22 protein-coding genes, 1 pseudogene and 1 riboswitch are annotated in these 24,852 nt (G+C 71.1%); of the genes and pseudogenes, 15 read left to right on the top strand and 8 right to left on the bottom strand.

Annotated features, from left to right (window positions below; translation table 11 throughout):
* Window positions 1–106 precede the first annotated feature (106 nt).
* From CLT74_RS19565 to CLT74_RS19555, 3 genes are all read left to right on the top strand, one after another.
* Window positions 107–412, top strand: coding sequence for a type II toxin-antitoxin system VapB family antitoxin (locus CLT74_RS19565; RefSeq protein ID WP_099847818.1), 306 nt, complete (start codon window positions 107–109; stop codon window positions 410–412).
* Window positions 409–1,569, top strand: coding sequence for an acyl-CoA dehydrogenase family protein (locus CLT74_RS19560; protein ID WP_099847817.1), 1,161 nt, complete (start codon window positions 409–411; stop codon window positions 1,567–1,569). The genes CLT74_RS19565 and CLT74_RS19560 overlap by 4 nt, the downstream gene beginning before the upstream one ends.
* A gap of 97 nt (window positions 1,570–1,666) precedes the next feature.
* Window positions 1,667–2,419, top strand: a complete 753-nt coding sequence (locus CLT74_RS19555; RefSeq protein ID WP_099847816.1) for a DUF4230 domain-containing protein — start codon at window positions 1,667–1,669, stop codon at window positions 2,417–2,419.
* 69 nt (window positions 2,420–2,488) lie between these two features.
* Here the strand turns inward: CLT74_RS19555 and CLT74_RS19550 are convergent, their stop codons facing one another.
* Entirely contained in the window at window positions 2,489–2,695 is a 207-nt protein-coding gene (locus CLT74_RS19550; protein WP_099847815.1) for a PspC domain-containing protein, read from the bottom strand.
* 308 nt (window positions 2,696–3,003) lie between these two features.
* Here CLT74_RS19550 and CLT74_RS19545 point away from each other — a divergent pair, with 308 nt between their 5' ends.
* The 10 genes and pseudogenes from CLT74_RS19545 (at window position 3,004) to CLT74_RS19500 (ending at window position 16,710) form a co-directional block, all read left to right on the top strand.
* Window positions 3,004–4,437, top strand: coding sequence for an L-serine ammonia-lyase (locus CLT74_RS19545; RefSeq protein ID WP_099847814.1), 1,434 nt, complete (start codon window positions 3,004–3,006; stop codon window positions 4,435–4,437).
* A 64-nt stretch (window positions 4,438–4,501) separates the two neighbouring features.
* Complete coding sequence (locus tag CLT74_RS19540) at window positions 4,502–5,329, top strand: ABC transporter permease (protein WP_099847813.1); 828 nt, start codon at window positions 4,502–4,504, stop codon at window positions 5,327–5,329.
* A 140-nt stretch (window positions 5,330–5,469) separates the two neighbouring features.
* Window positions 5,470–6,075, top strand: a pseudogene (locus tag CLT74_RS19535) (ABC transporter ATP-binding protein); the annotation flags it as partial.
* Window positions 6,072–8,183 (top strand): CDP-alcohol phosphatidyltransferase family protein, encoded by a 2,112-nt coding sequence (locus CLT74_RS19530; RefSeq protein ID WP_099847811.1) that lies wholly within the window; start codon window positions 6,072–6,074, stop codon window positions 8,181–8,183. The pseudogene CLT74_RS19535 and the gene CLT74_RS19530, both read left to right, overlap by 4 nt.
* A 15-nt stretch (window positions 8,184–8,198) precedes the next feature.
* Window positions 8,199–10,412, top strand: a complete 2,214-nt coding sequence (locus tag CLT74_RS19525; RefSeq protein WP_099847810.1) for a bifunctional glycosyltransferase family 2 protein/CDP-glycerol:glycerophosphate glycerophosphotransferase — start codon at window positions 8,199–8,201, stop codon at window positions 10,410–10,412.
* Between the two features lie 64 nt (window positions 10,413–10,476).
* Window positions 10,477–11,835: an ABC transporter ATP-binding protein gene (locus CLT74_RS19520; RefSeq protein ID WP_486582421.1), complete on the top strand. Its 1,359-nt coding sequence runs from the start codon at window positions 10,477–10,479 to the stop codon at window positions 11,833–11,835.
* 119 nt (window positions 11,836–11,954) lie between these two features.
* A complete protein-coding gene (locus CLT74_RS19515) occupies window positions 11,955–12,419 on the top strand; it encodes a DUF4442 domain-containing protein (protein ID WP_099847809.1) in 465 nt (154 codons plus the stop codon).
* Between the two features lie 512 nt (window positions 12,420–12,931).
* Window positions 12,932–13,516 carry a hypothetical protein gene (locus CLT74_RS19510; RefSeq protein WP_099847808.1) on the top strand — a complete coding sequence of 195 codons (585 nt, stop codon included), beginning with the start codon at window positions 12,932–12,934 and terminating at the stop codon, window positions 13,514–13,516.
* A 69-nt stretch (window positions 13,517–13,585) separates the two neighbouring features.
* Complete coding sequence (locus tag CLT74_RS19505; RefSeq protein WP_099847807.1) at window positions 13,586–14,338, top strand: beta-phosphoglucomutase family hydrolase; 753 nt, start codon at window positions 13,586–13,588, stop codon at window positions 14,336–14,338.
* Complete coding sequence (locus CLT74_RS19500) at window positions 14,335–16,710, top strand: glycosyl hydrolase family 65 domain-containing protein (RefSeq protein WP_099847806.1); 2,376 nt, start codon at window positions 14,335–14,337, stop codon at window positions 16,708–16,710. Before CLT74_RS19505 ends, CLT74_RS19500 begins: the two co-directional genes overlap by 4 nt.
* Window positions 16,711–16,726: 16 nt before the next feature.
* On the opposite strand, the gene CLT74_RS19495 is transcribed toward CLT74_RS19500, so the two are convergent.
* On the bottom strand, window positions 16,727–16,906 hold the full coding sequence (locus tag CLT74_RS19495; protein WP_099847805.1) for a hypothetical protein: 180 nt from the start codon (window positions 16,904–16,906) through the stop codon (window positions 16,727–16,729).
* A gap of 160 nt (window positions 16,907–17,066) precedes the next feature.
* Here CLT74_RS19495 and CLT74_RS19490 point away from each other — a divergent pair, with 160 nt between their 5' ends.
* On the top strand, window positions 17,067–17,735 hold the full coding sequence (locus tag CLT74_RS19490) for an alpha/beta fold hydrolase (protein WP_099847804.1): 669 nt from the start codon (window positions 17,067–17,069) through the stop codon (window positions 17,733–17,735).
* A gap of 87 nt (window positions 17,736–17,822) precedes the next feature.
* Here the strand turns inward: CLT74_RS19490 and CLT74_RS19485 are convergent, their stop codons facing one another.
* The 4 genes from CLT74_RS19485 to CLT74_RS19470 all read right to left on the bottom strand — a co-directional run bounded on the left by CLT74_RS19485 (window position 17,823) and on the right by CLT74_RS19470 (window position 21,070).
* Window positions 17,823–19,028: an AI-2E family transporter gene (locus tag CLT74_RS19485; protein ID WP_099847803.1), complete on the bottom strand. Its 1,206-nt coding sequence runs from the start codon at window positions 19,026–19,028 to the stop codon at window positions 17,823–17,825.
* Between the two features lie 190 nt (window positions 19,029–19,218).
* The gene (locus tag CLT74_RS19480) at window positions 19,219–20,007 is read right to left on the bottom strand and encodes a hypothetical protein (RefSeq protein ID WP_099852404.1); all 789 of its coding nucleotides are present in this window, start codon (window positions 20,005–20,007) and stop codon (window positions 19,219–19,221) included.
* A 234-nt stretch (window positions 20,008–20,241) separates the two neighbouring features.
* Window positions 20,242–20,637: a hypothetical protein gene (locus CLT74_RS19475; protein WP_099847802.1), complete on the bottom strand. Its 396-nt coding sequence runs from the start codon at window positions 20,635–20,637 to the stop codon at window positions 20,242–20,244.
* A gap of 97 nt (window positions 20,638–20,734) precedes the next feature.
* Window positions 20,735–21,070 (bottom strand): MarR family winged helix-turn-helix transcriptional regulator, encoded by a 336-nt coding sequence (locus CLT74_RS19470; protein WP_099847801.1) that lies wholly within the window; start codon window positions 21,068–21,070, stop codon window positions 20,735–20,737.
* Between the two features lie 202 nt (window positions 21,071–21,272).
* Between CLT74_RS19470 and CLT74_RS19465 the strand changes: the two genes are divergently transcribed.
* Complete coding sequence (locus CLT74_RS19465) at window positions 21,273–21,971, top strand: carbonic anhydrase (protein ID WP_099847800.1); 699 nt, start codon at window positions 21,273–21,275, stop codon at window positions 21,969–21,971.
* 58 nt (window positions 21,972–22,029) lie between these two features.
* Here CLT74_RS19465 and CLT74_RS19460 read toward each other — a convergent pair whose 3' ends face one another.
* Window positions 22,030–23,046, bottom strand: coding sequence for a VldE C-terminal domain-containing protein (locus CLT74_RS19460; RefSeq protein WP_099847799.1), 1,017 nt, complete (start codon window positions 23,044–23,046; stop codon window positions 22,030–22,032).
* A 4-nt stretch (window positions 23,047–23,050) separates the two neighbouring features.
* A riboswitch (cyclic di-AMP (ydaO/yuaA leader) is annotated at window positions 23,051–23,181 on the bottom strand.
* A gap of 166 nt (window positions 23,182–23,347) precedes the next feature.
* Window positions 23,348–24,694 (bottom strand): YibE/F family protein, encoded by a 1,347-nt coding sequence (locus CLT74_RS19455; protein ID WP_099847798.1) that lies wholly within the window; start codon window positions 24,692–24,694, stop codon window positions 23,348–23,350.
* Window positions 24,695–24,852: the final 158 nt, after the last annotated feature.

Genomic DNA, 24,852 nt, shown 5'->3' with positions numbered 1-24,852 from the left:
GTCCGGCTACGCTGGCACGGTCATCGACGCCGCAGGTCGTGGCGCAGTGCCGCGACGCGGCCCGGCGTCGTGGTACGGCCGGCCAGGGGGAGGGGAGCGTGCCGTCGTGATTTTCAGAGCGGTCCGGGACGGACGTCCCTACCCGGAGCACAACCTGACCCTTAAGCAGTGGGCGGAGATTCCGCCCCGTCCGCTGCGTCTGGATCAGCTCATCACCACCAAGCGCGAACTGGCGCTGGACAAGCTCCTCGCCGAGGACTCCACCTTCTACGGTGACCTGTTCCCGCACGTCGTGCAGTGGAACGGTGGTCTCTACCTGGAGGACGGCCTGCACCGGGCGCTGCGTGCCGCGCTGCAACAGCGCAACCAGATCCACGCCCGGGTGTTCCTGCTCGCCGAGGCGGTCGAGTGACCCAGGTGGACCTGCTCGACCTTGACGCATCGCTGACCGAGGACGAGCGACAGATCCGCGCCGTCGTGCGCCAGGTGGTTGACGACCTGGTACGCCCGCACGTCGCCGGCTGGTACGAGGCAGGCCAGGTGCCGGCCCGCGAACTGGCCCGCGAATTCGGCAAGCTCGGCCTGCTCGGCATGCACCTGACCGGGTACGGCTGCGCCGGTTCGACTGCCGTCGCGTACGGGTTGGCCTGCCTGGAACTGGAGGCCGGTGACTCGGGTGTCCGGTCCCTGGTCTCGGTGCAGGGTTCGTTGGCCATGTACGCGATCTGGCGCTACGGCAGCGAGGAGCAGAAGCAGCGCTGGCTGCCGGCGATGGCGGCCGGTGAGGCGATCGGCTCGTTCGGGCTGACCGAGCCGGAGCACGGCTCCGACCCGGCCTCGATGGCCACCCGGGCACGCCGCGACGGCGACGACTGGGTGCTCGACGGCACCAAGATGTGGATCACCAACGCGCCGATCGCCGATGTGGCGGTGATCTGGGCGCGTACCGACTCCGGCGTGCGGGGCTTCGCCGTACCGATGGACACGCCGGGGGTGACGGCCCGGGAGATCGCCCGGAAGATGTCGCTGCGCGCCTCGCTGACCGGGGAGATCTCCCTCGCCGACGTCCGGCTGCCGGCGGACGCCGAGCTGCCCGGCGCGACCGGGCTGAAGGCGCCGTTGAGCTGCCTGACGGAGGCCCGGCACGGCATCGTCTGGGGTGCCCTCGGCGCGGCTCGCGACTGCCTGGAGACCGCCCTGACGTACGCGACCACCCGTACCCAGTTCGGTCGGCCGCTGGCCGGCTTCCAACTCACCCAGGCCAAGCTCGCCGACATGGCTGTCGAGTGGAACAAGGGCTACCTGCTGGCGCTCCAGCTCGGTCGGCTCGCCGACGCCGGGAAACTGCGCCCCGAGCAGGTGAGCGTCGGCAAGCTCAACAACGTCCGGGAGGCGCTGGCCATCGCCCGGCAGTGCCGGACCATCCTCGGCGCCAACGGGGTCTCCGGCGACTACCCGGTGATGCGGCACGCCAACAACCTGGAGAGCGTGCTGACCTACGAGGGCACCTCGGAGATCCACCAGCTGGTCGTCGGGCAGCGACTCACCGGCGTGTCGGCGTTCACCTGAACCCGGCCCACGCCATCTGACGGGCTCGGCGAGCGGCTGTCGTAGGTTGGGCTTACCGTCATCAACAGAGACCGCGTCTGACAGGACGGTGAGGGCGATGGCACGCGACGGCGACATCAACGAGCCCACCAGCAGGTTTACCGACCAGCGGTCGGGCGATGTGCTCACGGACGACCCGGACACACCACCGCAGGCTTCGCCCTCCGGTGGCGGCGCGGTCCGCGCCCTGCTCTGGGTGCTCGGCGCGGCGGCGCTCGCGGTGGTGGTGCTGCTCGGCGTGCAGACCACCGGGATCCTTCCCGAGTTCCGCAACCCGTTCACCAAGGAGCAGACCGACCGCTCTCAGCCGGCGCTGCTCCAGTCGATGCAGGATCTCAGCCGCTACGTGGCCGCCGAGGGCAACTTCCAGGTCGTGGTCGACCTGCAGAACGATCGGCGCAACGTGCCGGACTGGCTGCTCAACCAGCGGACCTTGTTCGTCGGGTCGGGCAGCGTCGAGGCGTACGTCGACTTCGGCACCCTCACCGAGGGGGCGATCGTGCAGTCGGCCGACGGGAAGTCGGTCGAGATCAAGCTGCCGGCGCCGCAACTGGCCGAGACCAACCTCGACCTGGAGAAGAGCTACGTCTTCGCGGAGGAGCGCGGCCTGCTCAACCGCGTCGGTGACCTGATCGACGGTGACCCGAACCGGCAGCAGGAGGTCTACCGGCTGGCCGAGGATCGGATCACCGCGGCGGCCCGGGACAGCGGCCTGAACGCCCGGGCCGAGGAGAACACCCGCAAGATGCTTGAGGGGCTGCTCCGCTCGCTCGGCTTCGAGCAGGTAAACGTCACCTACATCGCCCCCTGACTGCCCCCGCCGCCGTGCCATGCGCCGCCGTAAACAGGGGTGCGCGGCACGGCGGAGGCAGGTGGGTGGTCAGTGGCGGGCGGCCAGGTGGCGGTCCTCGTTGGGCATGATGATCCAGAGGGCCAGGTAGACGACCACCTGAGTGCCCGGCAGGAGCAGCGACAGCAGGAACAGCAGCCGGATCAATCCGGCGGACGTCCCGAACCGTCGCGCCAGACCGGCGCAGACCCCGGCGAACATGCGCCCCTCGCGGGGGCGGACCAGTTTGCGACTCATCGTCGATACTTCCCCTCTGCGGCGATCCGCCGCTGCTGAAATCAACGCTAGGGATGGATGGCCGCCCTGCCCTCGGTCCCGAGGAGGAAGGCCACCCTGCTGACCCGTAGGTGCATACCCGCGTGGGCTCCGGACGACGCCTGTCACCGGGGCCAGGGGTAGGCTCGCCGGTCGGACGCCCTCACCCGGGCGTCACCAGGGCCGGACCGTACCGGGAACCGGCCACGACCGGGTCGGCTCCGCAGCACGGAGCCCGACCACGACCGGCCGCTTACCGGTAACCCCGGCGACGGCGAGAAGGCACAGTCATGATCAGCGTGTTCGACCTGTTCAGCGTGGGCATCGGGCCGTCGAGCTCGCACACGGTGGGGCCGATGCGGGCGGCGCGTACCTTCGTCGCCGGGCTCAAGGCCGACGGTCTGCTCACCGGGACCGCCCGGGTGCGGGCAGAGTTGTTCGGTTCCCTCGGCGCCACCGGGCACGGACACGGCAGTGACCGGGCGGTGCTGCTCGGTCTGGCCGGCGAGGCTCCGGAAACGGTCGACACCGACAGCGTCGAGGCGCGGGTGGGCCGGATCCGAGCGGAGCACCGGCTGCCCCTGCTCGGTACGCACGAGATCGACTTTGACCCGGAGCGGGACCTGACGCTGCACCGCCGCCGGTCGTTGCCGTACCACCCGAACGGGATGATCTTCTCGGCGTTCGACGCGAGCGGGGCCGAGCTGCGGACGCGCACCTACTACTCCGTGGGTGGCGGGTTCGTGGTGGACGAGGCGGCGGCCGGGGCGGACCGGATCAAGCCGGACAGCACCCCGGTCCGGTACCCGTTCCTCACCGGCGCACAACTGCTCGACGTGACCGCCGCGACCGGGCTTTCGATAAGCGAGGTCATGCTCGCGAACGAGGTGTCCTGGCGGTCCGAGGCGGACGTCCGAGCCGGGCTGCTCGACATCTGGCGGGTCATGCGTGAGTGCGTCGAGCGCGGCTGCACCCGGGACGGCACCCTGCCCGGTGGCCTGAAGGTGCGCCGCCGCGCCGCCGAACTCCGTCGCAGCCTGGAGGCTGACGCCGCCGGCCTGACCGGCAGCCCGCACACCCCGGCCGCCGCCGCGCCCGCCGGACCGGTCACCGGCACGGTTGGTGATCCGCTGCACGTGATGGACTGGGTGACGCTGTTCGCGCTGGCCGTCAACGAGGAGAACGCGGCCGGCGGCCGGGTGGTGACCGCGCCGACGAACGGGGCCGCCGGGATCATCCCGGCGGTACTGCACTACTACACCCGGTTCGTACCTGGCGCCTCCGACGAGGGGGTGGTCCGGTTCCTGCTGGCGGCCGGCGCCATCGGGGTGCTGTTCAAGGAGAACGCGTCGATCTCCGGCGCGGAGGTGGGTTGCCAGGGCGAGGTCGGCTCGGCCTGCTCGATGGCCGCCGCCGGGCTGGCCGAGGCGCTGGGCGGTACCCCGGCCCAGGTGGAGAACGCCGCAGAGATCGGTATGGAGCACAACCTGGGCCTGACCTGCGACCCGGTCGGTGGCCTGGTGCAGATCCCGTGCATCGAGCGCAACGCGGTGGCTAGCATCAAGGCGATCACCGCCGCCCGGCTGGCGCTGCGCGGCGACGGGGTGCACGCCGTCTCGCTCGACAAGGTCATCAAGACCATGCGGGAGACCGGCGCGGACATGAAGGTGAAGTACAAGGAGACGGCGCGCGGTGGCCTGGCCGTCAACGTGATCGAGTGCTGAGGGCTCGTCGGGCGGTGTTCACCGGCTGCTAACCTGTCGTCCGTTCAGCAGGCGGGAGACGGCGGTGACCTCTGGCGTCGGGGCGTTGTGGTCGCACCGCAGTTCGCTGCGCATTCTGGTCAGACGCGACCTGGCGGTGAAGTACCAGCAGTCGGTGCTGGGTTACCTCTGGTCGCTGATCGAGCCGCTGGGCATGGGCGCGATCTACTGGTTCGTCTTCGGCGTGCTCTACTCCCGCGACACCAACCGCCATCTCGGCGAGGCGGCCGGGTCGTACCCACTTTTCCTGATCACCGGGATCTTCGCCTGGATGTGGACCAGTTCGGCGTTGAGCGAGGCCACCCACGCGCTCACCGGCCAGTCCCGGTTGATCACCACGATGAACGTGCCCCGGCAGGTCTTTCCGATCGGCCGCGTCGTCGGCCGCTTCGCCGAGTACGCCGCCGGCCTGCCGATCCTGGCCGCCATCGCGGTCTGGTACGCCGCGCAGGGCCGGATCGATCCGGGCTGGTCGCTGCTCGCCCTGCCGCTCGCGGTGCTGGTGCAGGCGATCCTGCTGGTCGGGCTGGCGTTGCTGCTGTCCGCGTTCAACGTGCTGATGCGGGACGTGGAGCGGTTCATGCGCCTGGTCATCCGGGTGCTCTTCTACGCCACGCCGATCATCTACCCGCTGAGCCTGGTCCGCGACTCGGGCCTGCCGGGCTGGCTCAGGGCGGCCTACGAACTCAACCCGCTTGTCGGCATCTTCCAACTGCATCACGCGGTCTGGTATCCGGACGAGTTCCCGGGCGCCCGGATGCTCGGCACCACCGTCGGCATCAGCGTGCTGCTGCTGGTAGCCGGCTGGTGGGCGTTCCGTCGGCTCGAACCCGCAGTGCTCAAGGAACTCTGATGGGTGAGGCGATCATCGAGGCCGAGGGCCTCGGCATCCGGTTCGTCCGCAACCGCCGCCGGCAGTTGCGGCTGCGGGAACTGTTCATCCACCGGGGTACGCGGGGTGCCTCCGACGGCCGGTTCTGGCCGCTGCGCGACGTCTCCTTCTCGATCGCGCCGGGGGAGACCGTCGGTGTGATCGGCCGCAACGGCACCGGCAAGAGCACCCTGCTGCGGCTGATCGCCGGGGTGCTGATCCCCGACGAGGGGCGGATCCGGGTCTCCGGTGACGTCGCGCCGCTGCTGGAACTCTCCGCCGGCTTCTCCAACGACCTGACCGGGCGGGAGAACCTGCACCTGGTCGGCGGCCTGCACGGGCTGTCGTCGGGCTACCTGAAGCGGCACTTCGACGAGATCGTCTCGTTCGCCGGTGAACAGGTGGAACGGGCCATCGACACCTCGGTACGGCACTACTCGTCCGGCATGAAGGTGCGGCTCGGGTTCGCGATCATCTCGCACCTGCCGCACCCGATCCTGCTGATGGACGAGGTGACGGCGGTGGGTGACGCCGAGTTCCGCGAGAAGTGCTACACGACAATCGACCGTCTGCTCGGGGAGGGGCGCACTCTGGTGCTGGTGTCACACAACGAAAAGGATCTGACCCGGTTCTGTCGTCGGGGTCTCTTCCTCGACGCGGGCCGGCTGAGCGTCGACGGCACCATCGCCGAGGCGCTGGCCGCGTACCAAGACGCGGTACCCCGGTGACCCTCGCGATCGTGCTCGCCGCCGGTTCACCGGCCGCGAGCCTGCCGACGGGTACCGGCGAGACGACTGGTGAACGGCTGGCCGCCCAGTGGCGTAGGGCCGGTGCGACCGAGGTGCGGATGGTCGCCGACCTGGACGAGCTGGCCGATCTGGCCGGGTCGGCCGACGGCCCGGTGGTGGTCAGCGGGGCGGACCTGGTCGCGCACACGGCCGTACTGCGGCACCTGGTGACCAGCCCGGTCGGGCCGACCGTGGCGCTGGTGCTTACCGACCCGCCCACCGACGGACGGACGGCACTGCGCGAGGAGCGCGGCCAGGTGGTCGAGGCAGGCCGCCCCGAACAGTTGGTTGGCGGTGCGGCCACCGGCATCTTCGGCGGCGCGGTGCGGGTCGGTCGGGAGGACCTACCGGCGCTTGTGGCGGCGGCCCGTGCGGTCACCGCCGGTCGGCTTCCGGCCGGAGCCGTCCCGGTCGACCTCCTCGAGCCCGTCGGGTCGGTCGCCCATCCGGACCCGGCGACCGGTCCCGTCGTGGACCGCCTCTTCACCGCACTCACCGCGCAGGGCGCGCTGGTCTTCGCGCAGCGGGTACGCCTGCTCGTCGCGCACCGGGTCGACGAGGCCGCCGGCCTGGCCCGGGCGGAGGCGGCGGTGGCCGCTGTCGACGAGGATCGGGCCGAGCTGCGGCTGTCGGTGAAGGAGAAGGACGACTTCTTCACCACCTTCTTCGTCAGCACCTGGTCGCCGTACGTGACGAAGGTCTGCGCCCGGCTGGGGCTGAGCCCGACAGCCGTGACGATGGTCTCGGTGGCCCTCGCGGCGGCTGCGGCGGCGATGTTCGCCGCCGGTGGCCGGCCGCTGCTTGTCGTCGGCGCGGTACTGCTCTATCTCGGGTTCGTGCTGGACTGCGTGGACGGCCAGTTGGCCCGGTACACCCGCAACTTCAGTGCCTGGGGCGGCTGGCTGGACACGATGGCCGACCGGGCGAAGGAGTACCTGGTCTACGCCGGTCTCGGCTGGGGCGCCACGGCGGCCGGGTTCCGGTACGGCTGGGCGTTGGCCATCGCCGCGATGACCATGCAGACCGTGCGGCACATGACCGACGCGTGGTACGGCGTGCTGCACGACGAGGCGGCCCGCCGGCCGAAGAGCGTCGGCGCTGGTGGCGGTGGGATCGGCGACCGGCTCAACGCGGCGTCGACGCGGGTGCAGGCGGACACCGGCTCGGTGTCGTACTGGCTCAAGCGCACCGTGGTCTTTCCGATCGGCGAACGGTGGGCGTTGATCTCGCTGGCCGTGGCGCTCTTCGACCAGCGGATCGCCCTGCTGGCGGTGCTGACCTGGGGCGTGCTGGCGTTCGCGTACACCGGTGCGCTGCGGACGCTGCGGGCGCGCTGGATGTGGGTGCCGGTGCTGGACACGCTCGACGCGACCCTGCATCGTGACGACGGCCCGCTGGCCGCCCGGCTGCCGGTGCTGCGTCGACCGGGGCCGCTGGCGCTCGCGGTGGTGGCGGCGCTCGGCGCGGCGATCCTGCTCCTGCTCGGACTGGTGCTCCGCCTGCCGGCGCCGTCCGTGGACCTGCTCGGGGCCGGCGACGCGGCCGGCGAGATCGATTCGGCGGACTGGTGGCGGTGGACGGCCCTGCCGGCGATGTCGTGGGTCGCGGTGCCGGTGGCGCTGCTGGTGCTGCTGGCCGGCGCGGCCGGGGCGCGGGCGGCACACAACGGGCCGCTGGACTGGCTGGTGCCGGCGGCGCTGCGGGCGGCCGAGTTCCTGTTCGCCATCGCGGTTGGGCTGATCGGCGGAGCACCCCTCTGGCTGATCTTCGGGTACCTCTTCGTGCTCACCCTGCACCACTACGATCTGGTCGCCCGGCTGGAGAAACGGCAACCGGCGCCGCCGCTGCACGCGGCCACCCTGGGCTGGGAGGGGCGATCGGTGGTGCTGGCATTGGCGACGATCGCCGGAATCGTGAGTATTGGTCTGACTACACTCGGTTCTTACCTTCTGGTGCTCTTCGTGGCGAGCGTGGCGCTGGCCTGGTTCGTCCGGCCAGCCCGGGCGACGCGGGTGCCGGCGGGTGCCGGAGGTCGCGCGACACGCTGAGGAGGGGCCGGGACGATGACGCTTGTCAGCTTCGTCGTCCCGGCCTTCCGGGTGCAGGGCTACCTGCGGGAGTGCCTGGACTCGATCCTCGCCCAACCGGTCGCCGACATCGAGGTGATCGGGATCGACGACTGCTCGCCCGACGGTAGCGGCGACATCCTCGCCGAGTACGCCGACCGGGACCACCGGGTGACAGCCGTCCGGCTGGATCGAAACGTCGGGCTGGGCCCGGCCCGCAACATCGGGCTGGACCGGGCCGTCGGCGAGTACGTCTGGTTCGTCGACGGCGACGACTGGCTGACGGCGGACTGCCTGGTCGAGGTGGCTGCCCGACTGCGCGAGACCCGGCCGGACGTGCTGATCGTGGACCACGTACGCGCGCACTGGGACGACACGGTGACCCGCAGCGCGATGGCCGATGTCTTCCCCGTCCCGCCCGGTCCTGGCACGTTCCGGCTGGCCGAGCGGCCGGAGACGGTGAAGCTGCTGCACACCGCTTGGAACCGGTTGGTCCGTCGGCAGTTCCTGGCCGACACGGGGCTGCGCTTCGCGCCCGGCTGGTACGAGGACGTCTCCTTCAGCTACCCGACGCTGCTGGCCGCCGACCGGATCGGAGTGCTGGACCTGGTCTGTGTGAACTATCGACAGCGGCGTGCGGGCGCGATCACGAGGACCCGCGGCGAGCGCCACTTCGACGTGTTCGAGCAGTGGCACCGGGTGTTCCGGGAGCTGGACCGGCTCGGTGCCGAGGACCTGCGGCCGAAGATCTTCGAACGGATGATGTGGCACTACCTGGTGGTGCTCGGTAACGGCGACCGGATCGGGCCCGAACTGCGACCGACCTTCTTCGCCCGGGTCGCCATCGAGCACGCCCGGTTCCGACCGCTTGACGGGCATCGGCTGCCGAGCGGGGTCGAAGGGCTCAAGCACCGCCTGGTGGCGGCCGGGCGGTGGCGGACGTTCAGCGCGTTGCGCGCCGCGAGCCGGGCGGGGGAGACCGTCTGGCGGGTAGCCGGCGGCACCCGCCAAAGGGTGCTGCCACCGGCCCGGCTCGGCGTGCGACGAGCCCGGGACGCGGTGCTGCGTCAGTACCAGCGAACCGAGCGACGTCGGCCGGTGGAGGAGAACCTGGCCGTCTACGCCGCGTACTGGTATCGCGGCTACAGCTGCAACCCCGCCGCGATCTACGAAGCGGCCTGCCGACTGGCACCGCAGTTCCGGGGGGTGTGGATCGTCAGGCGGGACCGGGTGCACACCCTGCCGGAGGGGGTCGAGTACGTGGTGGCGGGGACCGTCGCCTACCACCGGACGCTGGCCCGGGCCCGCTGGCTGATCAACAATGTCAACTTCCCGGACTCGGTGCGCAAGCGGCCAGGCACGGTGCATGTGCAGACCCACCATGGCACCCCGGTCAAGGTGATGGGGCTGGACCAGCAGCGGTATCCGCTGGGCGCGGGCGGGATGGACTTCGCCGGACTGCTGCGCCGGGTGGACCGGTGGGACTTCAGCGTCACCTCGAACAGCTTCTCCACCCAGATGTGGGAACGCGCCTATCCGGCCGGGTACACCACCCTGGAGGTGGGATACCCGCGCAACGACCGGCTGGTGACCTCGACCGCCGAGGATGTGCTGCGGCTGCGTGCGGAGTTCGACGCCGGCCTCGGTGAGCAGGTCGTGCTGTACGCGCCGACCCACCGGGAGCATCTGCCCCGGTACCGGCCGCCGTTCGACCCGGAACGCTTCCTCGACGCGCTCGGTCCCGCCGGCCTGCTGCTGATGCGCAGCCACTACTTCCATGACCGGGACCGGCGGCCACCGCCGGCCGCCCGTGCCCGCGTCCTGGACGTCAGCACCCATCCCCGGGTCGAGGACCTGTACCTGGCCGCCGACGTGCTGGTCACCGACTATTCGTCGGCGATGTTCGACTACGCCGTGCTGGACCGGCCGATCGTCATCTACGCCCCCGACTGGGACGCCTACCGCCTGACCCGGGGCGTCTACCTGGACATCACCGCGGAGCCGCCGGGCCCGGTGGCGCGCACCTTCACCGAACTGCTCGACATCTTCCGCTCGGGTGCGCTGCGGTCACCGGACGCTGAGCAGGCCCGGGCGCGCTTCCGAGAGCGGTTCTGCGCCCTGGAGGACGGGCGGGCCGCCGAGCGGGTGGTACGCCGGGTGTTCCTCGGCGAGAACCCGTCTGAGTTGGAAGTTCCGCCCAATCGCCGCTAATCGATGGAACGTAATACGTCTGTCACGATTCAAACATGGCACGTTTACCCGATGTGCCATCCGCATGATCCTGGCCACAGTCATTCGGGGTGTCGTGGACGAGGTGGGGGAGGAGACGGTGACCACCGTCGCGCTCAAGGATGTTACAAAGGTCTTCCGGGACGGCACGGTCGCGGTCGACAGCATCAACCTCGACGTGAACGACGGTGAGTTCATGGTGCTGCTCGGGCCGTCCGGCTGTGGCAAGTCGACGGTGCTGCGGATGGTCGCGGGCCTGGAGGACCCGACAAGTGGTGCGGTCATGCTCAACGGCGAACTGGCAAACGACCTGCCGCCCCGGGAGCGGAGAATCGCGATGGTCTTCCAGGACTTCGCGCTCTACCCGCACATGAGCGTCAACGACAACATCGCCTTCCCGCTCAAACTGGCGGGTGTCGAGCCGACGCCGCGCGGCGAGCGGGTCACCGACGTGGCAAGCGCGCTCGGCATCGGGGACGTGCTGGCCCGGCGGCCCAGCCAGCTCTCCGGTGGTCAGCGGCAGCGGGTCGCGATGGGTCGGGCGATCGTCCGCCGGCCAGGGCTGTTCCTGATGGACGAGCCGCTGTCCAACCTGGACAGCGGTCTGCGCGCGGAGCTGCGGGCGGAGATCTCCGGCCTGACCCGCGAGCTGGGTGTCACCACCATCTACGTGACGCACGACCAGGCCGAGGCGCTGACCATGGCCGACCGGGTCGCCATCATGCGAAAGGGTGTCCTTCAGGACGTGGGCACCCCGACCCAGGTGTACGGCCGACCGGCGACGCTCTACGTGGCCGCGTTCCTCGGCAGCCCCCGGATGAACCTGCTGGAGGCGTCGGTCTACGTCCACCTCGACCGCTACGTCACGCTCACCCTCGGCGAGCAGGCGCTCTACCTGCCCTGGGACGACATCCGCAGCCGGTCCGTGGCGCACTACCACGGTGAGCGGATCGTGGTCGGCATGCGGGCCGAGGCACTCACCCCGGTCGCCCCGGACACCCCCGGTGACGTGCTCCAGGGTCGGATCCGCTACCTGGAACACCACGGTCACGAGTCGCTCGCCTTCCTCGACATCGGCGCGACCGCCATCATGGTGGACGACATCGGCGGGCCGGTGGACACGGAAACCCCGCCCGGCCAGCGCGGCCTGCGCCGGTTCGGTCAGGTGATGCAGCGGATCAAGGGGCGGACCGCAGGCGAGTCGGCGCCGCCCGGGAGCAACGGCAACCGGACAAGCGTGCTGCACGACCCGGGTCGCCACCACCGCCGCCCGGCCGAACTCGCGGTACGGCTCGCGCCGTATCCGGCCGTCACCGCCGGTCATCCGCTCGCGGTCCAGGTGCGCATGGACGCCCTGCACTTCTTCGACGATCGCGGCGACCGCATCGACGTCGGCTGGCGCTGACCCACGGAGTGGACCGGAACTGTGGCAGTACAGGTGTTCCGGAAGCGGCGTGTCGGCCACCCGCACTGCCACGGATCGCGTCTTGCCTGACGAAGTTACCGGCGGGTAGTGTCTGGGGGGTGACCATCGACTCGCGGCAGGTGGCGGCCGGCATGCTTGAGGCGGTGCCGTTCGCTCGTACGCTCGGTTTCGAATTCGTCGAGGTGGCGCCGGAGGCGGACGGTGCGGTGCGGGCCGTGGTCCGGCTGCCCGACTCGCCGGCTACCCACAATCACGTCGGCGGCCCGCACGCCGGGGCCATGTTCACCCTCGGGGAGACGGCCTCCGGTGCGGTGGTGCTCGCCGCGTTCGGTCACCTGCTCGATCGGGCCACGCCGCTGGCCGTGCGGGCGGAGATCGCGTACCGCAAGCTCGCCCTGGGCCCGGTGCGGGCGACGGCGCGGCTCGGTCGCCCGCCAGCCGAGGTGGTCGCGGAGCTGGAGGCCGGCGAGCGACCGGAATTCCCGGTACGCGTGGAGATCGCCACCGAGGCGGGCAAGCCCACCTCGGAGATGACTGTCATCTGGACCCTGCGCCCGAACTGACCCCCGACCCCCCGGCCCGTCGCGGACCGGAATGCCCGGCCTTGTCGGCCTGCCGCGACATGCGGCATCGTGGCCTCTTCCGCCCTGTGAAGCGCCCGGGATGCGGGATGTCGGGCCTTACCGACCCAAGGATCGCCCGACATGCGGCATCCTGCGCCGGTCTCGCCGTCGAGCGACCGCCGAGCGACCGTTGAGGGTCGTCGATGTTGCCGGGGTGGGCCCAAGCGTGCTGGAATGGCTCATATCGCCGCAGCGCGGGGGCAACCGCGCTGAGCACGGCCAGCACGGGAGCAACGCAGTGCCGGCAGCGCAGCACCTCGGGCAGTTGCCTGCGCGCCGCCTAGCTGGGCCACCTACACCCACAACGGTCACACCTACCCGGGCACGGTGTTCCGCCGTTCGTATCACCGGCATCTGTCCTTGCGCCGACCGAGAAGGTCGACCCCCGACGTGCCGGGAGGCGTCCCAGCGGTCCGCAATGCACAGAACCGGCGACGAGGTGAGAAGCGATAATGATTTCCCGGGAGAGTTTCGCAGGGTGGTACCGGCACCGTTACGTGTGGGCGGCGGCGATCCTGCTCGTGGTGTCGGCCGGCGCTGTCGTGCTTGTCAGCTCGGCCAATTCGAAGACGGGGCCGCCGGACCTGCACGGGCAGATCGTGAACCGGATGCGTACCACGCTGGAGCAGGCCGACCCGGAGCAGCACAACCACGCCGGGCACGAGGTCCAGCAGGTCGCCGAGGGTGAGGAGACCAAACCCGCGGTGATCTGCGGGGTCCACGTGTACGGCTACGAGCCGGCCGAGGTCACCGTGCTCGCCGACGTGAAGACGGTCTACGGGTTCCACCTCTGCGGGGTCGCCGAGCAGGGGCGTACCTGGGACTGGGCGGTCAAACTGGCCGGTCCGGTGATCATGGACATGTCCACCGAACCGGTGGGCATCCAGGTGGTCGAGGCGACCGAGGACACCAGGTTCATCGACCGGCTCCATCAGATGTTCCCGGCCAAGTACGCGGAGTTGGCGGAGAAGGAGGCGCTCGGCGCATCCGAGATGGCCGATCTGCGCCGCCGGTACGACTCCGCAGCCGGACTCTGACCACGCTGGGCGAGGGCAGATGCGGCGGAACCGCGTTTGCCGATATGGGTGGGCGGATAGATTGGTACGATGCTCGGCCTGCCTGATCATGTGACCGCTGTTCTGTTCGACCTCGACGGTGTGCTCACGCAGACCGCCCGGGTCCACAACGCCGCCTGGACCGAGACGTTCGACGACTACCTGCGCCGCCGGTCGGCCACGACCGGTGAGCCGTACCGGCCGTTCGACCCGGGGCCGGACTATCACCGCTACGTCGACGGTCGCCCCCGCCTCGACGGGGTGCGGTCCTTCCTCGCCTCCCGGGACATCACGCTGCCGGAGGGGTCACCTGAGGATCCGCCGGGCGCCCAGACCGTGCACGGCCTCGGCAACCAGAAGAACACGCTGGTGCTGGAGCGGATCCGCACCGTCGGGGTGGACGTCTACCCGGGCTCGGTGACGTACCTCAAGGCGGTGGCTGCGGCGGGGCTGCGCCGGGCGGTCGTCACGGCCAGCGCCAACGGTCGCGAGGTGGTCGCCGCCGCCGGCCTGGAGCCGCTGCTGGAGGCCCGGGTGGACGGGCTCACCGCCCGAGCCGAGGGGCTGCGTGGCAAGCCGCACCCGGACACCTTCCTCGCCGGGGCGAAACTGCTCGACGTGGCGCCGGAGCAGGCGGCCGTGATCGAGGACGCGCTGGCCGGTGTCGAAGCGGGCCGGGCCGGCGGCTTCGGGTACGTGGTCGGCGTGGACCGGGCCGGCCAGGCCGACGAACTGCGCGCCCACGGCGCCGATGTGGTGGTCGACGACCTCGCCGACCTGCTCGACGTCGGGCGGCCCGAGTGATCCGGGAGCGGGCGTACCCGGTCGAACCGTGGCACGTCCGGGAGACCCGGCTGGACATGGACGTGCTCGCCCAGTCCGAGTCGGTGTTCGCACTGTCCAACGGGCACGTCGGCCTGCGCGGGAACCTGGACGAGGGCGAGCCGCACGGGCTGCCCGGCACCTACCTCAACTCGTTCTACGAGCTGCGGCCCCTGCCGTACGCGGAGGCCGGGTTCGGCTTTCCCGAGTCCGGCCAGACCATCGTCAACGTCACGAACGGCAAACTGATCCGGCTGATGGTCGACGACGAGCCGCTCGACGTACGTTACGGCGAGGTGCTCGCCCACGAGCGGATCCTCGACATGCGCGCCGGCACGCTGCACCGGTCGCTGCACTGGCGCTCACCGGCCGGCCGCGAGGTCCGGGTGAACAGCACCCGGCTGGTCTCCTTCCGGCAGCGCTCGGTGGCCGCGATCCGCTACGAGGTGGAGGTGGCCGACGGCAAGCCGCTGCGGCTGATCATCCAGTCGGAGCTGGTGGCCAACGAGACGTTGCCGCCGCAGAGCCGTGACCCGCGTGTCGCCGCGGTCCTGGAGTCGCCGTTGCAGGCGGAGGAGGAGCTGACCACCCCCGCCGGTGGGCTGCTGATCCATCAGACGAAGGTCTCCGGGCTGCGGGTCGCCGCCGCCATGGACCACGAGGTGGCCTCGCCGGCCCGGACGTCCGTCGGCTCCGAGGGGTACGAGGACTGGGTGCGTACCACGGTGGCCTGCGTGTTGGAGCCGGGGCAGCAGCTCCAGGTGGTCAAGTACCTGACCTACGGTTGGTCCAGCCGGCGTTCGCTGCCGGCGCTGCGCGACCAGGTGGGTGCCGCGTTGGCCGCGGCGAAGCTGGACGGCTGGGACGGGTTGGTCCGTGAGCAGCGGGAGTACCTGGACGAGTTCTGGGACGCCGCCGACGTCGTGGTCGACGGCGACCCGGAGGTGCAGCAGGCGGTCCGGTTCGGCCTGTTCCACGTGCTCCAAGCGGGCGCGCGGGCGGAACGACGGCCCATCTCCGCCAAGGGGCTCACCGGCCCCGGGTACGACGGGCACGCCTTCTGGGACACCGAGATGTTCGTCCTGCCGGTGCTGACATACACCCATCCGGCGGCCGTACGGGATGCGTTGTACTGGCGCTTCTCCACCCTTGAGCAGGCCAGGGAGCGGGCCCGGACGCTTAACCTGGCCGGTGCCGCCTTCCCGTGGCGCACCATCGAGGGGCCGGAGTCGTCGGGGTACTGGCCGGCGGGCACCGCCGCGTTCCACATCGCGGCCGGCATCGCCGACGCGCTGCGCCGCTACGTGCTGGTGACCGGCGACCGGGACTTGGAGCGGGAGATCGGGCTGGAGCTGTTGGTCGAGACGGCCCGGCTGTGGCGCTCGCTGGGGCACCACGACCGCAACGGTGACTACCACATCGACGGGGTCACCGGCCCCGACGAGTACACGGCCGTCAAGAACGACAACATCTACACGAACCTGATGGCTCAGCGGAACCTGCGGACCGCCGCCGAGGTGGCGATGCGGTACCGCGACGACGCGTTCCACCTCCGGGTCACCGACGAGGAGGCCGCCGCGTGGCGGGACGCCGCCGCGGCCATGCACATCCCGTACGACGAGGAACTCCGGGTGCATCAGCAGGTGGAGGGCTTCACCCGGTTGCAGGAATGGGACTTCGAGCAGACTCCACCGGACAAGTACCCGTTGCTGCTGCATTATCCGTACTTCGACCTGTACCGCAAGCAGGTGATCAAGCAGGCCGACCTGGAGTTGGCCATGCACTGGCGTGGCGACGCCTTCACCACCGAGGAGAAGCTGCGCAACTTCATGTACTACGAGCGGCGTACGGTCCGCGACTCGTCACTGTCGGCCTGCACGCAGGCGGTGCTGGCGGCGGAGGTCGGTTACTCCGATCTGGCGCACAGCTACCTGCGCGAGGCCGCACTGATGGACCTGCACGACCTGAACGAGAACACCCGCGACGGGGTGCACATGGCCTCGCTCGCGGGCGCCTGGATCGCGTTGGTGGCCGGGTTCGGTGGCCTGCGGGACCATGACGGGACGCTGTCCTTCGCGCCGTGCCTGTCGAGCCGGCTCAACGCCCTGTCGTTCTCGCTCCAGTGGTGCGGCATGCGGCTACGGGTCGAGGTACGCGGCCACGACACGAGGTACGCCCTGCACCACGCCGCCCCGGACGCGGTCATCGAGCTGCGGCACCACGGTAAGCCGGTGCGCGTCACCTGCGACGAGCCGGTGACCGTGCCCAATCCGCCGCCGCGTACCGACCTGCCGATGCCGGAGCAGGCGCCCGGCCGAGCGCCGCTGCTCCGGCTGCCGGAGAACCCGGCCTGATCCGGCTGCGCCGTCGTCAGATCGGCTCACCCTGAGAGGGGTGGCCGGTGGCGTCGTGGGGCGTCCTCGCCCGGGGATCGTCGGCCGAACGTGCCTGGGCCGCGTCGTCCGCCCAGTCCCGTCCGCGCTTGTCGTCCTGTTCCCGCCGCTCACGTTCGGCGGCGGACTGCACGGGCTCACGCTGGTGATGCGCCATGACGGTCCTCGCGATCTGTCGGGGGCGCCGGTGACGCCGGTCCGTCTGCGGTCGCCCGTCGGCTACCCGGCACCCCCCGGCGCAAACCCCAGGGCGACCGGGGGCGTGTCGTCGTCCGGGCCGGGTATCCGGGCGGGCGAGTCGGCAACTGGGGGACGAGATGGACGTACGCGGCGAAGCGGCGACGATCCCGGCGGGCGAGGTGCTGCTCCCGGCTGATCTGCTGGTGCCGGCGCAGCCGGTCGGGGCTGTGCTGTTCGCCCACGGCAGCGGCAGTTCCCGGCACAGCCCGCGCAACGTCGCAGTGGCTCGCCAGCTCAATCGTGGTGGACTCGGCACCGTCCTGGTGGACCTGCTCACCCCGGCCGAGGACCGGGTGGACGCGGTCACCGCCGAGCTGCGTTTCGACATCGGGCTGCTGGCCGACCGCCTCGCCGGAGTCGTGGACTGGCTGGCCACCGAGCGGCCGTTCGGCGCGGCCCCGGTCGGCCTCTTCGGTGCGAGTACGGGAGCCGCCGCCGCCCTGGTCGCCGCGGCGCGTCGGCCGGATCTGGTGCGAGCGGTGGTCTCCCGGGGTGGCCGCCCCGACCTGGCCGGTTCCGCGCTCGGCCAGGTGCGCGCCGCCACGCTGCTCCTGGTGGGTGGTCTCGACGAACAGGTGATCGCCCTCAACCAGCAGGCGCTCGGCCAGCTGACGTCCCGGGCCAACCTACGGGTGATTCCCGGCGCGACGCATCTCTTCGAGGAGCCGGGCACCCTGGACCAGGTCGCCGAGGCTGCCGCCGACTGGTTCCACGACCACCTGCACCCGCACACCACCGCCGCATAGACCACGCACCCGCCCACCCCGGCCCCGGGCGGCGCGGGCCCCGCCTCGGGCCGGCGTGCTCTGCGGGTCGAGTGGCTGGCTGCGCCGTCAGGCGGGTTCGGGGTCCGGCCCGGGTGGCGGCGACGACGGACGGGCGGGCGGCGCGGTCGGGGCTGGTGGTGCGGGTGGACCGGACTCGGAACCGGTGGTCGCTGCGGTGGTCTGCCGTTGCCGCTGCACGGTGTCGATCACGCGCCAGACGACAGCGGTGATCGGAACCGCCACGAAGGCCCCTGCGATGCCGGCGATGAGGGTGCCGGCGGTCACCGCGACCAGGATCACCACCGGATGCAGCCGTACCTGGCGCTTCATCACCAGTGGCTCCAGCAGGTTGCCCTCGATCTGTTGGACGGCGATCACGGCGGCCAGGGTGAGCAGGGCGGTGGTGGGACCGTTGGCGGCAAGTGCCACAAGTACCGCGACCGCGCCGGCCACTGTGGCACCGACGATCGGCACGAACGCGCCGATGAACGTGATCAACGCGAGTGGCAGTGCCAACGGGACATCGAGCAGCACCAGCGCCAGGCCGATGCCAACAGCGTCGATGCCGGCGATCAGCATGGTGCCTCGGGTGTACGAGCCGAGGGTCCGCCAGCCGACCCGGCCCGCCTTGGCGGCGATCTCCCGGTTGCGCCCGGCGGCCCGGCGCAGCGTCCAGTGCCACATTTCCCGGCCGTCCTTGAGCAGGAAGAACAGCAGCACGAGGGCGAGCAGGGCGGAGCCGACCACCTCGGTCACCGTGCGGGCGCTGGCGACCGGATCCACCTCCTGCTGGCTGACCGTCTGACGCACCTGGGCGAGCAGCCCGTCGAGCTGTTCGTCGGTGACCGGCAGGGTGGAGGTGACGAAGTCCCGGGTGCGTTCCAGGCCCTGCCCCAGCTCGTCACCCAACTCGCTGAACTGGTCGGCGGTCAGACTCCAGGCCAGCACGCCGACGCCGCCCAGGACGCCGAGCAGGAGCAGGACGGTGAGCAGGGCGGCGAGCGCGGCGGGCAGCCGTAGCCGGCGCAGCGCCAGTTGTACCGGGTCGAGCAGCGCGGCGAGGAAGAGGGTCGCGGCCACGGCGATGGCCAGGGGGGTGACCAGCAGCGTGATCCGGGCCAGCAGCCAGAGCCCGGCGGCGATCACCACCAGGCAGGCGCTCCACACCACAGCGGAGCGGATCAGCCACGGCAGGGCCGCCCATGTCTGGCGCGGGCCGGCGCTCCGATCTGCCGGCTCGTCGGGGGTTTGCCCGCCATTCTCTGCGACCACGTCGGCCCTCCTCGATGTCCGGCGAGGTCGGTACCCGATCGACGTCCTCCCGACACCGATTCCACGCCAGGGCCTGGCCGAAGTCCCGACCGACGGTGGCCTGCGCACCGCCTCGGCCCGACGAGGACTTCGACACCGACCCTAGTTGCCGGAGGTCGAGGCGGGGAGCGTTCGGCTCGCGAGACCCGGCTCAGTACGCGGCGACCGGTGCCGGCCCGACGACCACCGCCGGAATCTCCCGGGTCTGCTCGGCGGTACCCGGCGTGGTCAGTGGCAGGACGAACTCGCGCTCCTCGGTCACCGGCAACAGCGCGCAGACCGCCTCCTCCCGCAGGCTGCGGGCCGCCGCGGCGGCGAGTTCCGCAGCGCGCCAGGTGGTCTGCTCCCGTTCCCGAGCCGTCCGTTGCCGGGCCAGCAGGTGGTCGCGTACCGCTCGGCGCAGCATCAACTCCTGCTCGACCGGGTGCAACCTGGGGTCCCAGCCACGATGCGCGAAAACGTCGCTGAGCTGCTCCACGGACAGTTCCCGCCGCCAGTACGCGTCCAGGGCGGCCCGGTGCAGCCAGCGCTCCCGGTCGGCGTACTCGGCGGGAGTGCGGCTGGTCTGCGGCAGTGGCATGCAGGCGGCACCGGAGAGCCGACGCACGTCCGCCTCGGCCGCCTCGTACGCCCGCCACGCCTGCTCGGCCTCGTCCTGCGCGGCCAGCCACTCGTCGCGGCGGTGCCGGGCCGTGGCGTCGGCCCGGTCCGCGGCGACCGTCACCTCTTCGGCCCAGCGTTCCTGGTCACGTCGATGCTCGGAGTGTTCGGACCGGCTCGGCAGCGCGGCCTCGCGGATGCGGGTGCCGGCGTCGAAGCGGAAGAGCCGGGGTCGCAGCAGCAGGCCGGCGACGGCGAGCGTCACCACGCCGAGCAGCCCCAGCCAGATGGCGGCGGCGCGGGGCGCGTCGAGCAGGACGGAGGAGAGGGCGGTACGCATCATCAACACCTCGCGGTCGGGATGAGTCGTCGACTGTGGTGGACGCAGGTGACGGCTGGGTGGCGGGCGGCTCGGTGCGCGCTGTCAGGTCGGCTGGATCGGGATCGCCTGGCGGTCCCGGGACCACCTGCCAAGGCACCGACGGGGTGCGGTCGGTCGGCCGTCGGGCCGCCGCTGGCGTACCGGCCGGCGAGGGCTGCGCGTGGTTCGATCGGCCGGCCGGGCTGCCGTCGGTCAGCCGGAGGGTGGGCCGCGCCGGGTCGGCTCGCCAGCGCGGACGGCGGAAACCGCGACATGATGATCGACCCGGGCGATGCCGACCGACGCGGCCTCGGCACGTTCCGGCCGGATCTGTGCGGTGCTCGCCGACTCGCGTCGCTCCGGGCCGGCGTCGACCGCCTGGCCGGGCTCGACGACCGGCTGGACCCCCACCAGCGTGCTGGCGGGTGGGTCGATGGCGACAGTCGCGGACACCGGCGAGACGGTGGCGGACCCGGCCGGCGGATCGACCGCCACGGCCCCGCCGAGGCCGACGGCGAGCACGAGCGAGGCCAGTGCGAACCGGGTCAGCTCACGCAGTGCGCACAGCGTTGCCGGCCACAGTGGACGGGCGAAAGCTGGCGACGGCACCGGTCCAACCTATCCCGCCGTCGACGTGATCGCAGCGCGGCGATCGTCCGGGGTGGGTGAAGCGCGCCACGTGGTCCGATCGGGACGGCTGCCGGGCTCACTGGTCGGCGGTGCCGGTCACCTGCTCCTTGGTGAAGAGAGCCAGCAGGTCGCCGACCTGGTGGTCGGCCTCCGCCGGGTGGCGGAACCGCCCGGCCGGGTTGAGGGTGTACTCGTTGCGTCGGCCCACCCGGGTGCGGTGCAGGTAGCCGCCGGCTTCGAGGTCGGCGACGATCGCCTGGGCGGCACGTTCGGTGACGCCGACCTCGGTCGCGACGTCGCGCAGCCGGGCCGTGGGGTTACGGGCGATGGCGAGCAGGACGTGCGCGTGGTTCGTGAGGAAGGTCCAATTCCGCGCGTTTTCCCGTCCGTCAGTGCTCGCCATGTCCGCCATCGTATGACCTGCCGTTCGGGTGCCCGGGTGGCGCTGCCACCGGGGGTGCGGGATCGATCCGACGCAAGCGTTGGCTGATGCATGAAATGCATATCACGTATAGCTTGACGTGCGTTATGTCGCATGTGACGGTGTTGGCAGCCCGTGACCAGCGCCGGCCCGGGATGACCAGGCATTCCTCACGGAGAAGAGGTACAGCCGGATGAGTCGACCCGCAACTCCCGGTCCGCAGCCGGGGCCCGAACGCGAACTGCTCACCGCAGACCTTCCCGGCGCCCCGCAACGGGCTCTCGCCGAACTGCTCGCCGGCAACCGACGGTTCGTCACCGACACGCTGCGGCATCCCAACCAGAATGCCGGGCGGCGGGCCGCCGTCGCGGCCGAACAGCACCCCTTCGCGGTGATCGTCGGCTGCTCCGACTCCCGGCTCGCCGCCGAGATCATCTTCGATCGCGGGCTGGGTGACCTCTTCGTGGTCCGCACCGCCGGGCACACCGTCGGCCCTGAGGTGCTGGGCAGCGTGGAGTACGCCGTGGCCGTGCTGCGTACGCCGCTCGTGGTGGTGCTCGGGCACGACTCGTGCGGTGCCGTACAGGCGGCCCGCGAGGCACTCGCCACCGCCACCACGCCCCCGGGCCACCTGGGTGCCGTGGTCGACGCCGTGGTGCCCAGCCTGCGTCGGGCCCAGGAGGCTGGAGTGCAGGAACTGGACGGGATCGTGGACATCCACATCGCGCGGACCGTCGAGGCGATGCTGGAATCCTCCACGACCCTCGCGGCTGAGGTGGCCACCGGACGGTGCGCGGTGGTCGGCATGTCGTACCGGCTGGCCGCCGGTGAGGTGCGGGCGGTGGCCGCGGAACCCGCCGACCTGGCCGGCGCGCTGGCGACCGCTCCCTGACGACGAGGGCCGTCCCGCCAACCGGCGGGGACGGCCCTCGGTGCGTTGCGTCGGGCGATCAGAGCAGTGACACGTGAACGTGGTCCGTGTGGTTGGACGGACCGCTGTAGGAACTCCAGCGCTCGGTCGCCGCGAACCAGATCTGCCGATTCCAGATCACGTAGTAGACGCCCAGCCGGTCGGCGTTGCGGACCAGGAAGGCCGCCAGATTGTTGCCGTAGATCCGGGTGTCGTTGTTGTGCCACGGGCTGAAGCCGCTGTTCTGCAACGACCAGTCACAGGCCCGGCCCTTGGGGTGCTCGAACTTGTCGCCCGGGCGGAAGCAGCCGACGAACCTGTTGAAGCCGGCCCGCTTGACCTCCTTGTACATGTGCAGCGTCCGGGGCGTGATGCAGCCCGACGTGGTGGGGTCGTTCTGGCTGCACGACTCCGGCTTCCAGCCGCCGTCCGAGGCCCGGTTCGGCGCGATCCGCGCCACCGGCGAGGTGGCGTCCACCAGCCCGCCGGTCAGGCCGACACCACCGACCAGCCGGAGCGACTTCTCCGCCTCGGTCTTCTTGCGCGCCATGTCGTTGGTCAGCTTCTTCTGCTCGCGCACCTCGGCGTCGAGCGCGAGCTTGGCCTGCTCGGCGCGAATCTTGATCGCGTTGACCTCGCCCAGCTTCTTGTCGTTCACCAGGTTCAGCTCGTCGAGTGCCGAGGCCCGGTCGATGAACGAGTCCGGTGCGTTGCTCTGCAACAGCATGGCGATCGCGCCGACCCGGCCCGTCCGGTACGACTGGGTGGCGATCTGGGCGACCTGCGGGGAGAGCGCGTCCAGGTCGGCCTGCGCGGAGCGGACCTCGACCGCCAGTTTCAGCTGCCTTTTCTTGGACTTCTCCAGCTTCGCCTTGGCCTTGGAGTAGTCCCGGTTGGCCGCCTCGATCAGATCGTTGAGCATCGGCGGGTCGTCGTCGTGCTCCGCCGGCTTGGGGTTGTTCGGCGCGGCCATAGCCGGCATCGGACCGGCGAATACCGCGAACGCGGCGAACACGGCCACCACGGGTGTCAACCAGCGGCGTAGGGGTGCCGTCACTGTTTTCCCTTCCATCGACCGCCGACCGGGTTAGCTGACGGGTTCGGGACGGAAGTGGCCCCTACCGCTTTCGCGGATTCACCCCACGTACCTGGGTTCCCGGCTCGCCTGACGGCGATTGGGCGGTGGCACCGCTGGCGCCGCTGCGCGCCTCCGGCGGTGACCGGCAGTGAGGTTACCCGACAGTCCATCTGTGCTTCTACGCCCCGAACCCGACGAGATGCGTCATTTCGTAATCGCTTTGAGTGACCAGCGACACGGTTTCGAGCCGCATCGGCAGGGGCGGTCACACTGAGGAGTGTCACCATGTGGTGTCCGTGCTCCTGTCCGGGTCGGGCCACCCCGAAGGGGTGGCGGGGGACGTGTTTCGAGTGGGTGGTGCGCTGAGGGCGCGGAGCGCCTCGGCCCGGTCCGTCGCCGGCCGGGGAACTACGGGGGCGGGCTCACCGGTGGGGGTGCCGGCGTCGCCGCGCCCGGCGGTGCTGACCAGCGCGGCGAGCGCGGTGGTCAGCGGCACCGCGGCGATCAGCCCGAGCGTGGCGACCACGCTTCGGACGATCTCCGTGGTGAGAAACTCACTGGTCAGGATCTGGCCCAGCGCGCGGGAGTCCGCGGTCAGCAGGAGCAGCAGCGGCAGCGAGGCGCCGGCGTACGCCAGCACGATGGTGTTGACCACCGAGGCGATGTGGGCCCGCCCGACCCGGGTGGCCGAGCGGTACAGCTCCCGGCGGGAAAAGTTCGGGTTGGCATGGCGCAGCTCGTTGACCGCGGCGGCCTGGGTGACCGTGACGTCGTCGAGCACCCCCAGCGAGCCGATGATGATGCCGGCCAGCAGCAGGCCGTGCAGGTCGACGTCGGCGCGGAACATGGACAGGGTGGTGGCGTCCTCGCTGCCGAATCCGGTCAGGTGGGTGGCCCCGGTCGCGGCCAGCCCGAGCAGCCCGGTCAGCACCAGACTGGCCAGCGTGCCGAGCACGGCCACCGAGGTCTGGGCGGATATGCCGTGGGTCAGGTACAGCACCACAAACATGATCAACGAGGCGCCGACGATGGCGACCACGAGAGGCGGCCGGCCGGCGCTGATGCCGGGCAGCACGAAGGTCAGCAGGATGGCGAAGCTGGCGGCCAGGCCGCCCAGCGCCGCCAGGCCCCGCAACCGCCCGAACGCGACGATGGCGGCGGCGAAGAGCACGGCCAGCCAGACCAGCGGCTTGCCGCGCTGGTGCTCGGCGATGTTGTAGGTGCTGACCGAGGGGTCCTCGGGGTCGGTGAGCGAGACCAGGATGACGTCGTCGTCGACATCCACGCGGGGTGCCCCGGGCCCGGTCGGGATGGGCGTCTGCACCTCCCGTCCTTCGTCCGGACCGGTCTCCACCCGGACGGTGACCGTGCCGCAGGGGCCCTCCGCAGCCGTCGGGGTGCCCTCGGGGACCACCGGGTTGGGTGGGCATGGCTCGCTCACCACCCGGGTGACCGTGCCGTGGTGACGGGGAGCGTCGTCGGCGGCTTCGGGGCGCGGGGCGTCCCGGGGCCAGAGCACGATGGCGGCGACCAGGGTGGCCAGGAACAGGGGGACCACCGTCACGACGAGTATCCGCCGCACCCCGGGCGGGGTGGGCGGAGCGGAACGGGTGTGGTCGGCGCCCATTCAGTGTCTCCCAACGATTTCAGGGCTGAGTACGTGTCGATGGGCGAGACGGTTCAGTGCCGCCCGACGACCGGGTCGGAAGGCAGCCTGAATGGCCTGAACGTGGCGAGGTGGCTGCGTACCGTGAGGTGTGGATCGGCTCGCGACGGCCCGGTCGG

The organism is Verrucosispora sp. CNZ293, from assembly GCF_002754655.1.
Note: the sequence above shows the minus strand (reverse complement) of the source record. Positions and strands in the feature narration are given on the sequence as shown.